At 57.7% G+C, this 10,589-nt stretch carries 7 protein-coding genes; 5 read left to right on the top strand and 2 right to left on the bottom strand.

Translation table 11 applies throughout. The features are described from left to right. The first annotated feature begins 207 nt into the window (after positions 1–207). From AC07XM_RS22615 to radC, 3 genes are all read left to right on the top strand, one after another. Entirely contained in the window at positions 208–1,407 is a 1,200-nt protein-coding gene (locus AC07XM_RS22615; protein WP_102690257.1) for a tyrosine-type recombinase/integrase, read from the top strand. A gap of 65 nt (positions 1,408–1,472) precedes the next feature. Continuing rightward, positions 1,473–2,561: a PDDEXK nuclease domain-containing protein gene (locus tag AC07XM_RS22620; protein ID WP_256596989.1), complete on the top strand. Its 1,089-nt coding sequence runs from the start codon at positions 1,473–1,475 to the stop codon at positions 2,559–2,561. A gap of 335 nt (positions 2,562–2,896) precedes the next feature. Continuing rightward, the gene (gene radC, locus AC07XM_RS22625) at positions 2,897–3,406 is read left to right on the top strand and encodes a RadC family protein (protein WP_102690255.1); all 510 of its coding nucleotides are present in this window, start codon (positions 2,897–2,899) and stop codon (positions 3,404–3,406) included. 244 nt (positions 3,407–3,650) lie between these two features. On the opposite strand, the gene drt3b is transcribed toward radC, so the two are convergent. Together drt3b and drt3a are read right to left on the bottom strand one after the other, a co-directional pair. Then, on the bottom strand, positions 3,651–5,606 hold the full coding sequence (drt3b, locus tag AC07XM_RS22630; protein ID WP_014861254.1) for an antiviral reverse transcriptase Drt3b: 1,956 nt from the start codon (positions 5,604–5,606) through the stop codon (positions 3,651–3,653). A gap of 9 nt (positions 5,607–5,615) precedes the next feature. Next, positions 5,616–6,899 (bottom strand): antiviral reverse transcriptase Drt3a, encoded by a 1,284-nt coding sequence (gene drt3a, locus AC07XM_RS22635; protein ID WP_102690254.1) that lies wholly within the window; start codon positions 6,897–6,899, stop codon positions 5,616–5,618. A gap of 611 nt (positions 6,900–7,510) precedes the next feature. Here drt3a and AC07XM_RS22640 point away from each other — a divergent pair. After that, on the top strand, positions 7,511–8,338 hold the full coding sequence (locus AC07XM_RS22640; RefSeq protein ID WP_014861252.1) for a DUF932 domain-containing protein: 828 nt from the start codon (positions 7,511–7,513) through the stop codon (positions 8,336–8,338). A 79-nt stretch (positions 8,339–8,417) separates the two neighbouring features. After that, positions 8,418–10,463, top strand: coding sequence for a ParB/RepB/Spo0J family partition protein (locus AC07XM_RS22645; RefSeq protein WP_102690253.1), 2,046 nt, complete (start codon positions 8,418–8,420; stop codon positions 10,461–10,463). Positions 10,464–10,589 lie beyond the last annotated feature (126 nt).

Genomic DNA, 10,589 nt, shown 5'->3' on the forward strand with positions numbered 1-10,589 from the left:
CCCCCCTTGAGGCCGCACTGCGGCTTTTTTTGTTTCACGATGACTCCAGTACCGCAATTCGCTGGACTACGCCAAGGCTCGATACAGCAGGTTTATCAATCACTTAGGCGAGTTCAACATATGCCGGTGCTTTCCGAAACTTGACCCGGCTTCCCTTCGCGTGGCTCCCATGCGGCTCTTGGAAACCGGGCTTTCCGAGGAGTCATCATGGCGAAGATCAAGCTCACCAAGTCCGCAGTTGATGCGGCACAACCCCAAGACAAGGCCATCGAACTGCGGGATACCGTGGTGCCCGGCTTCCTGTGCAAGATCACCCCGGCGGGCCGCAAGGTGTTCATGCTCCAGTACCGCTCGAACGCGGGCGAGCGCCGCAAGCCCGCCCTGGGCCAGTACGGGGAACTGACGGTCGATCAGGCACGCACAATGGCGCAGGAATGGCTGGCCGAGGTGCGCCGGGGCGGCGACCCGAGCGCAGCCAAGAATGCCGCCCGCAAGGCACCGACCATGAAGGAGTTTTGCCACACTTTCATGGAGGACTACTCCAAACAGCGTAACAAGCCCAGCACGCAGCGCGGCTATCAGGGCGTCATTGACCGCTGCATCATCCCGATCATGGGCCGGATGAAGGTACAGGACGTGAAGCGCCCTGACGTGGCGACGCTGATGAAGAAGCTGGCCTACAAGCAGGCGGAGGCCAATCGCACCTTCGGCGTACTGCGCAAGATGTTCAACCTGGCCGAAGTGTGGGGGCTGCGCCCGGACGGCACGAATCCATGCCGCCACGTTCCGATGTACCCACCTGGCAAGGAAACCCGGCTCATCGTGGACGATGAACTGGTGCGGATCTTCCGCCAGTTGGAGCACTTGGAGGCGGAAGGACTGGAGAGCTACGTCATCCCGCTGGCAATCCGCCTGCAATTCGAGTTTGCCGCCCGCCGCTCCGAAATTTGTCCACTCGAATGGGATTGGGTTGATCTGGAAAAGCGCCGCGTCGTCTGGCCCGACAGCAAGACCGGCGGTATCTCCAAGCCCATGAGTGAAGAAGCCTATCGGCTACTGTCTACCGCGCCTCGCCGGGAAGGTTGCCCCTACGTCCTGCCGTCGCCGAACGATCCGACCCAGCACATGACCCACGGTGAGCATTACGGCGGCTGGACGCGCGTGCTCAAGGCCGCTGGCGTTCCACACGTTGGCACGCACGGCATTCGCCACCGGGCGACGACAGACATTGCCAACTCGGGCGTGCCAACCAAGGTGGGCATGAAGCTCACAGGTCACAAGACCGTGGCGATGTTTATGCACTATGTTCATACCGAAGACAAGCCGGTGCGGGAGGCGGCCGAACTGGTGGCGAATCGGCGGCTGGCGATTACTGGGGCATCCCGTTCCATGGAGGCATCAGCATGACAAGGAAGACGCCTGCGGCAGTGGGGAAACCTGCGGCCGGCTATGCCGGCATCCACGGTGGCATTGTGGAACTGCTGGATGCGGCGCGCCGGGCAGCGGCGCGCAGTGTCAATGCGTTGATGACGGCCAGCTATTGGGAGATTGGCCACCGAATCGTCGAAGCCGAGCAGAAAGGCAGGCGGCGGGCCGGTTACGGCGAGCAGTTGATGGAGCAGTTGTCCGCCGATCTGACGGCCCGATTCGGGCGTGGCTTCGGTGTCAACAACTTGGAGAACATGCGGCGTTTCTTCCTCGCATACCCCCAGCCTGAGATTTCCCAGACACTGTCTGGGAAATTGGGAAATGAGTCGCCTGCCGAGAAATCCCAGACAGTGTCTCGGAAATTCGACCTCTCCGAACTGGCCCAGGTCTTCACCTTGCCGTGGTCGGCCTATGTCCGGCTGCTGTCGGTCAAAGATGACCATGCCCGTCGATTCTACGAGACAGAGGCGTTGCGCGGCGGCTGGAGCGTGCGCCAGCTCGACCGGCAGATCGGCAGCCAGTTCTACGAACGCACGACCTTGTCCAAGGACAAGGCAGCGATGCTGGTCAAGGGCTCGGTGGCCAAGCCCGAGGATGTCGTCACGCCCAATGACGCGATCAAAGACCCGTATGTGCTGGAGTTCCTCGACCTCAAGGATGAGTATTCGGAATCCGACCTGGAAGCGGCCTTGATCCAGCGGCTGGAAGACTTCCTGCTGGAACTGGGGGAAGGCTTCACCTTCGTTGGGCGGCAACGTCGGTTGCGCATCGATCAGACCTGGTATCGGGTTGATCTGTTGTTCTTCCATCGCAAGCTGCGCTGCCTGGTCATCATCGACCTGAAGCTAGGCAGTCTGACCCATGCTGACGTGGGCCAGATGCATATGTATTGCAACTATGCCAAGGAGCATTGGGCCTATGCGGATGAGAATCCGCCGGTGGGCCTGATCCTGTGCGCAGACAAAGGCCATGCCCTGGCGCGGTATGCGCTAGATGGCTTGCCGACCAAGGTGATGGCAGCCAACTATCGGACGGTACTGCCGGATGCCGAGTTGCTGCAAAAAGAGTTGGAGAAGACGCGGCGCCTGCTCGAATCGCGCGGAGCGCTTTCCCTCAAGGACGACAAGCCATAGTCGTGCGTTCCGGCGTTTCGCCGTCGTGCTCGCGGGCTATGCCCTGTGCCTCGTGCCGAATCACAGCCATTCGGCGCTGACCCCTTGACGCCTCCGGCCTGGATCGTTGATCCGGGCCTGTGCATGCTGCGCACTTGCCAACGGCGGGTGTGTGGCTGAGTGGGGTGTAGGCGGTCTTGCTGTTCCCTTCACCGTATCACGGCGTTCTCGCCGTCAATGACTGCGCGTGCTCGCACGCTTGCGGCCTGCCGGCCGTCTTCGATCCATGACTGCTTGCGCTGCGCCGTGCTGGCCACGGTTCCGGGCAATTCCGCCCGAGCAACCGGAGTACGATCATGTCGCAACTGTCCTTTTCCTCATCCGATTTATCGCTGTTGGTGCGCGACGCACACGGGCGCTATCTGCCGGCGTCGGCCGACGACATTCTGGAAGCGGCGCGCCACGTGATCGACCGGAAGATGCAGCGCGGTGCCGAGTTCACTTCTCCGGCGGCAGTCAAGGAGTACCTGCGCACCAAGCTGGCCGGCTTCGAGCATGAGGTATTCGCGTTGCTGTTCATGGACACGCGCCATCGGCTGATCGAATACCGGGAGATGTTCCACGGCACCATCGACGGTGCTTCGGTGTATCCGCGCGAAGTGGTCAAAGAGGCTCTGCGGCTCAATGCGGCAGCGGTGATCGTCAGCCACAACCATCCGAGCGGGAACCCGGAGCCAAGCGCTGCCGACCGGGCGCTGACCCAACGGCTCAAGGAGGCGCTGGGCCTGGTCGATGTGCGGGTGCTCGATCACGTCATCGTCGCGGGCAGCGCCACGGAGTCATTTGCCGAGCGAGGCTTGATCTGATCCTGGGGCTTCGGCCCCTTTTTGCTTCGACAAATGGAGGTGAAGGAAGGGGCCCCACTGAGTGTGTGGATGCAAAAGTCACCGAAGCGACTTCTGCACCGCTCAAGCACCGCCCCGTACTTCCTGCCATTGCTGACCATACGCATGAGTCGATGCTGAATGGCGCCCTTGCGAGAACCGGCTTCAGCCACTGGTGAACCAGTAGAAGATGAGGGGACACCCTTCCTTCGAGGGGAAGTGTAACCTAATACGCCTGCTTCAGCTCCTTCTTCTCTAAAGAATTGAGGAGATCAATATCCTTCCAATCCACTTGCGCATGGCTTGTACTAATACCTGCCAAAAATACCTGAAAATCCGCTTTGCTGGGCTGGGTAAATTGAAGGATTTTAAATAGGCTTTTTATCCAAGTGGTCTTTTGCTTATCAGGCACGTAGGGGCACGAAAGGAGATCGAGTAGGAGGTGGGCTTTTTCGCTATTCATCAAAATATCAGAAAGATCGGATAGTTTTTCCACTGCCGCATCCAAAAGCTTCTTTCGCAACCCTTGGTACATGTTGGAATCTCGCACATAGAACAGAGAGGCAACAATGGTAAAGTATGTCAATTTTCCCGCACTAACAAAAAGCTCATCAATAATCTCTGGTGGCAACAGGTGATTATCCCCCAGCTCCCGCGTTGCTAGCGCGATATTAAATGATTCAAGATGTACAAATCCTTCAATATCGCTGGCATGTTTCATGCCACATTGATCATGCAGTAACGAGCAGGTTAGATCGAAAATCTTTTGGTGTACGGTTGGATATCCGGCGGATAGATGTTTCTTGCTGAATCGTGCGGCCAAAATCAAGGATGTACTAAGTTTGTACGACGCACCAACCGAGGGAGCAACACTGTAAAGGAAGAACAACACATCGAGCAGCACAACAAACGCATCAACATATCCACTATCTTGGATGGCATCAGAGGGATCATCATGATTCACCAGCCTCTTGACTCGCTCAGTAATTACTGAAATTAAGAACGAGGCAATCTCATCGTAGGTCGCGTCATTTGAATGACATAGAGCCTTCACTGAGTCAATGTAGCTTTTGGTTAATTTCCACGTGTTATGAATTTCTCTGGGGCTGAGCACCCCCATCCCAGTTTGATCCAGAAACTTGTCAAAAAATGAATTGGCTTGTTGCCCAGCATCATAGACAAGCCTTGCCTTGGATGAGGAGAACGGCCTCCCTATGCATGTTGACTTTGCTGTATTTGTATGAAGATTGAAATCAATTAGAACGTCTGCATACTTATCATGAATTCTATTCGCAATGGACTCATTTCGAGCAAATATAAAAACATCATCTACGTAGCGTCGAAATTCATAGTCCTGCTTGAATTTTAAATCCGCTAGCGATTGAATTACCCTTCTATCAATTTCCTGAAATAGTATCTCAGCAAATACCCGGCTCACCTCAGGCCCTATTGGGATTCCATTGGTTTCATTATGATTCCCGTGACGAATGACCCCATCAAACTCTTGGGCAAAGGTCGAGGAGACAGAGACATGCGATTTTGTGAAGGGCTTATCCTTAACTGCCCAGGAAAGGCAGTGTGTATAGATACTGTCAAAACATTTTGTGACATCAAGCGTCTTTAAAAAAGAAAACCTCTTCTCCAGTGCAAGATAATCTCTCGAGTTGAAGAATTTATACAGACGGTCATATCCTCGATACGAAAAAAATGAGGGCGCATGCTTGGCATATCTATCGAGACCATCGAGAGCGATGGAGCCGGTTTTGTATTTATTAATATTTTCCCAGGAGCTTTTTGAATAAAAGCTGCTTGCAACCGTTTTTGGCGCGCGGATAGATGCCGGACTTATTGAGCAATAATGAATTATTAGTTGCTCATATTTTTCATAGAAGATCCTGGCTTTCCATTGAGAAGCTGGATGCAATAGAGCAAGACGCCGAAAGCTCTTTGAGTCCTTCTTGATTTTATATGTATATGGTATGGTCGAGTTTGGTGGTTTACTGACCCCCTCATACAAAACCAGAGATTTGATGACGGCACGTTGCACGTGTCCGACGCTATCTAGGGCGGCAATCTGATCATAGAGACCATCATTTGAAAAAACGATTGGGGTTTCAAATGGGGTAGTCTCAGTAATAAGAACCCTGTTGTAGTCGCTGCGACGAATTCTATTTTTCTTCATTTTATCGCCCTAGTAAATCCAGCAGCTCTGGATCTGAGATATTCTTGTCGCCGAGAAGTGAATGAAGCTGCGGCTACTGTGCCCCTTTGCAAAACTTCGCGTTAGCAATTGACGTTTCTGATGCGCAGAAAGCATTGCATTCGTTATCGGAAAAACTCGGCCATTTTTCGAGAGCACTGCATTTCTCAGAAATCTATCCAATTCCTTCAGACCGGCAGCACCTTCTGATACCAATGGATAGCTATGATATATTCCAGCGATTTTCTTCCCGCCAGCTTTCGGGTTGTAAACACTGAAATTCTGCGTCAAAAATGCTACGCGATCACGGAGTAATCCCCAGTCATTCGACTTGGCATAGCTTAGAAATGATCGAACAATTCTTGTTTTCATTCGTTTGATCTTTTTCCTTGCAATATCCACGTGGACTTTTCGATAAAGCTCCCCATCCTTCGTTTTTCCCGCTTCCTGTTTCGTGGGATTTTTGACCAAAAACTGATACCCAAGATAGTCGAACTGAAGGAGGTTTGGCGCGATTGCGGAACTTTCCTTTTCCACCCTGGCCGCCGCTGCGACAATATTTTTCTTATCTGGATTTAATTCAAGTCCGGGAGGAAGCCAAGTGCACAAATCACGCAGAAAATCTTTCTCCTCCTCTCTTGCCGACGAGACAATAATTATGTCATCGACATAGCGAGAGTAGTAAAATGTATTGCTGGCCCAGCGTACCTTCTGATCGAAATCCCGCATCAAAATTTCCGATAGGACAGCACTAATAGACAGCCCCCTTGGTACGCCACGGCCTCCAATTGCAGCATGGGCGTTAAGCAGAGACTCGATTAGTTTTCTGCTATGCGGACTCAAATTCTTGATGCTGGTAACAGCATCAAGGACATGATCCTTCTGGAAAGACTCGAAGAATGATCGAATATCCAGACGATAAACCCGATAGGGAACTCCTTCTTCTAAAAGGAGCTTGAGGTTTTTGACGATCTGAGATCGCCCATCCACGGCTAGTGAAGTACACCTCTTTAAGTTCAGTCGAAGTTTTCGCTCCACCAGCTCGTCTTGATGTCTGGCCAAGCGATAAACAGTTTTCCCTTTAAGAGGAAAGCCTGTCAGAGGTGCGGATGGGGGATCAAAATGGGAAATGGCAGATATAAGTGCTTGACTGAGGAGCTGGTCTCGCAAGGCAGCTTGACCAGCAGCAGGAACCCCGAGGAAATCTCTCTTCCATAGCACGCGTTCAAGCGTCTTGATACAAAAAGATTGATCGAATGAAGATGACCTCGACATCTACTCCTCCCCTTACTTCAAATCGTTAATCAAAAATGCAGCCTAGTACGGATGCCCGTGTCTCATAAGCCGATGTCACTTCATCGCGAAAATCAATAGCGTGTACAAATAGATATTAAGCGAAACACATGCTTGCGTCTCCGCTTCGCAGACCGCGCTGCTCCAGGTTCGCTATTCGCTCATCCCTGACGGGACTGGCTATCGCCAGCCTTCCACATCCCTGACGCCTCCGGCCCGGCTTCCAGCTTCGGGCCTGCGCGCTTCGCTTGCGTGCGGTCGGCACACAGGGATGGCCGTTGCCTTGTCCAGCCGTCTCCCCTGACTTCATCACCTTGCTCGCGACTGTAGCCCGCGGCCGTGTGCCGTCAAGGCGCGCAGGGCCGTGTCCTCGGCTGCGCCTGCGGGCCGCACCAACCCTGCACTTGTTTCCTTGACGGCCCCCGTCCGCGCGCTCCTGACCGTCGCGGGCGATGAACTCAGGAAAGACGGTGGCAACAGGGCCAACCGGGTTCCTCGTGCCGACCGCACCGAACAGCCGAAAGGCTGGGCTCCGAATCTAGGAATCCGGTGTGCGGTTTGAACAGCAAACCCTTTTCGTCAGGAGAAATGCCATGCAACTCGCATCCCGATTCGCTTCCCGTTCCCCGTCGCTGCGCAGCGATTACCCGCTGTCCGATGACCAAATCCGCCGTGTGGCCCCGTCCATCTTCGCGGACGCCCCGCACGAAAGCCGTTCCGAGCGGTACGCCTATATCCCGACCGCCGCTGTGCTGGCGGAACTGCGCAAAGAAGGGTTCCAGCCCTTCATGGTGGCGCAGACCCGAGTGCGCAACGAAGACCGCCGCGACTTCACCAAGCACATGATCCGGCTGCGCCATGCCAACCAGATCAATGATGCAGAAGCCAATGAAATCGTCCTGCTGAACTCGCACGACGGCACCAGCAGCTATCAATTATTGGCTGGCCTGCTGCGCTTTGTCTGCCAGAACGGATTGGTATTCGGCGACACCGTGGCCGATGTGCGCGTACCCCACAAGGGCGACGTGGCCGGGCACGTCATCGAAGGCGCTTACGAAGTGTTGAGCGGCTTCGACCGGGTGAAGGAATCCCGCGATTCCATGCGCGCCATCACCTTGAACGATGGCGAATCCGAAGTGTTCGCCCGCGCCGCGCTGGCCCTCAAGTACGACGACCCCGACAAGCCCGCACCCATCACCGAATCGCAAATCCTGATGCCGCGCCGCTTCGACGACCGCCGCCCGGACTTGTGGAGCGTGTTCAACCGCACGCAAGAGAACCTGACTCAAGGAGGCCTGCGCGGGCGCAGCGCCAACGGACGCCGCCAGCAAACCCGCCCGGTGCAGGGCATCGACCAAAACATCCGCCTCAACCGTGCGCTTTGGCTGCTGGCCGATGGCATGCGCCAGTTGAAAGCCTGAACCCCCCACGCGGCAGGGGCAGGCAGCAGCCCTTGCCGCTTCTCTCGCTGCTGCATCCCAACCGCTAGGAGTTATCACCATGAACGCCGTTACCCAAACCGAAACCCGCGCCATCGAAACCACCGCCGCGCCGCTGGAGGTGGCTGACCCGACCAAGAACCTGATTTTGGTTCCGCTCTCGCAGTTGCTGCCGCGCCGTTCCAAGCGCAACGCACGCAAGACCCCGCGCCTGTCCGTTCCCGAACTGGCCGCGAGCATCGCCCGCATCGGCCTGCTTCAAAACCTTGTCGTTATCCTCGCCGCCGATGGCGAGCAATACGAAGTGGTGGCCGGCGACCGCCGCTTGACCGCATTGAAGCTGCTGGCGAAGAAGAAGCGCATCGCCGCCGACTTTGAGGTGCCTTGCCTGCTGGTGCCGGACGCTTCGGCCCGTACCGTCAGCCTCGCGGAAAACCTGCTGCGCGAGCAGATGCACCCGGCCGACCAGTTCGAGGCGTTCGCCGCACTGGTCAAGGAAGGCCGTCCCATCGAAGACATTGCCGCCGACTTCGGCGTGTCCCCGCTGGTAGTGCAGCGCCGCTTGAAGCTGGCCAACGTCTCGCCGCGCCTGCTGGCCGACTACCGGGCTGGAGCCGTCACGCTGGAACAGTTGATGGCCCTGACCATCACCGACGACCACGCCGCGCAGGAAGCCGCGTTCTACTGTGCGCCCGAATGGCAGCGTGGCGCATCCGTGCTGCGCGAACGCCTGACCGAACGCGAAATCGACGCCACGCATCCGCTGGTGCGCTTCGCCGGGCTGGACGCCTACACGGCGGCGGGCGGCGGCCTCCGCCGCGACCTGTTCGCGGAAGGCGATGCCGGAACCTACCTGACCGACGCCGTGCTGCTGGAAACGCTGGTGCGCGGCAAGCTGGATGCGCTGGCCGGGGACGTGCGCGCCGAGGGTTGGGCGTGGGTCGAAGCCGTGCCGCACATGAGCTACGCCGAGCGGCAGGCGTTCCAGAACGCACCGCGCCAGCGCCGCGAACCGAGCGCCCGCGAAGCCCGCCGCATCGCATCGCTGCAAACCCGCCTCGATAAGATCGACGCCGAACTGGAAGAAGCCTATGACGCCGAGGACGAGGACAAGACCGAGGCGCTGGAACCGCGCCGCGAACAGGTCGCCGGGGAACTGCAAGCCGTGGAGCAAGCCTTGCAGGGCTATGCCCCGGACGTGCGCGCCGTGGCCGGTGCCATCGTCACCCTTGACCGCAGCGGCGAAGCCGTGATTCATCGCGGGCTGCTGCGCGAAGCCGAAGCCAAGGCGCTGCGCACGCTGGAACGCTTGCGGCAGGGGTTCGGCAGCGCGGAAGGCGAAGCCGGGAACGACGACGAAGGCGAGGACGCCGAGCAGCCCAAAGCCGCGAGCCTGTCCGACCGGCTGGCGCAGCGCCTGAGCGCGCACCGTACCGCCGCGCTGCAAATCGAAGTCGCCCGGCATCCGCAAGTCGCGCTGGCCGCGCTAGTGCATGGCATGGTGCAGACCGTCTTGCAGGACAGCCACTACGGCCGCGACCTGCCGCTGGGCGTGCGCCTGACCGTGCAAGACCGGCTGGAAGGCATGGCCCCCGACTGGCCCGATTCGCCTGCCGCCGTGGCCCTGCGCGAGTTGCAGCAGGTTGCGGGCGAAGCGCTGCCGCAGGACAGCGCCGAACTGTTCGGCGTGCTGCTGGCGATGGAGCAAGGCGAACTGGTGCGGTTGCTGGCGGTATGCGTGGCGGCGACCGTGGACGTGGTGACGTCCCGCGCCACGGCGCACCAGCCGGGCGCGGAACTGGCGCAGGCCGTGGGACTGGACATGGCGGCATGGTGGCAGCCCACCGCCGAAGGCTACTTCAAGCACGTTTCCAAGGCGGTGATTCTGGAAGCCGTGGGTGAGTTTGCGCCGTCGCACGCTACCCGGTTGGCGAAGTTGAAGAAGGCCGACATTGCCAGCGAGGCGGAACGGCTGGCCTATGGCACGGGCTGGATGCCCGCAGTGTTCAAGAGCGGACACGACACGGAGCCGCAGGAAGATGCGCAGGACGTGGATGCGTCGGAAGATGCCGCCGACGAAGTGGAGGCCCACGCACTCGCCGCGTGAGGGTGCAGCATGGCCCCGGCGTGATGCGCCGGGGCTTCACCAAAACCGGGCGCGGTAGGTCTGCCGCGCCCGGTTTCAACGTCCACAGCAAAATCGCGCCGTCGCCGCCTTCGATCAGGCGGCGAC

The sequence above is a fragment of the Pseudomonas sp. GW460-LB5 genome (assembly GCF_059423245.1).

Coding starts and splice junctions, on each gene's coding strand:
- AC07XM_RS22615 (WP_102690257.1), top strand. CDS start 208: ATGGCGAAGATCAAGCTCACCAAGTCCGCAGTTGATGCGGCACAACCC.
- radC (WP_102690255.1), top strand. CDS start 2,897: ATGTCGCAACTGTCCTTTTCCTCATCCGATTTATCGCTGTTGGTGCGC.
- drt3b (WP_014861254.1), bottom strand. CDS start 5,606: ATGAAGAAAAATAGAATTCGTCGCAGCGACTACAACAGGGTTCTTATT.
- drt3a (WP_102690254.1), bottom strand. CDS start 6,899: ATGTCGAGGTCATCTTCATTCGATCAATCTTTTTGTATCAAGACGCTT.
- AC07XM_RS22640 (WP_014861252.1), top strand. CDS start 7,511: ATGCAACTCGCATCCCGATTCGCTTCCCGTTCCCCGTCGCTGCGCAGC.
- AC07XM_RS22645 (WP_102690253.1), top strand. CDS start 8,418: ATGAACGCCGTTACCCAAACCGAAACCCGCGCCATCGAAACCACCGCC.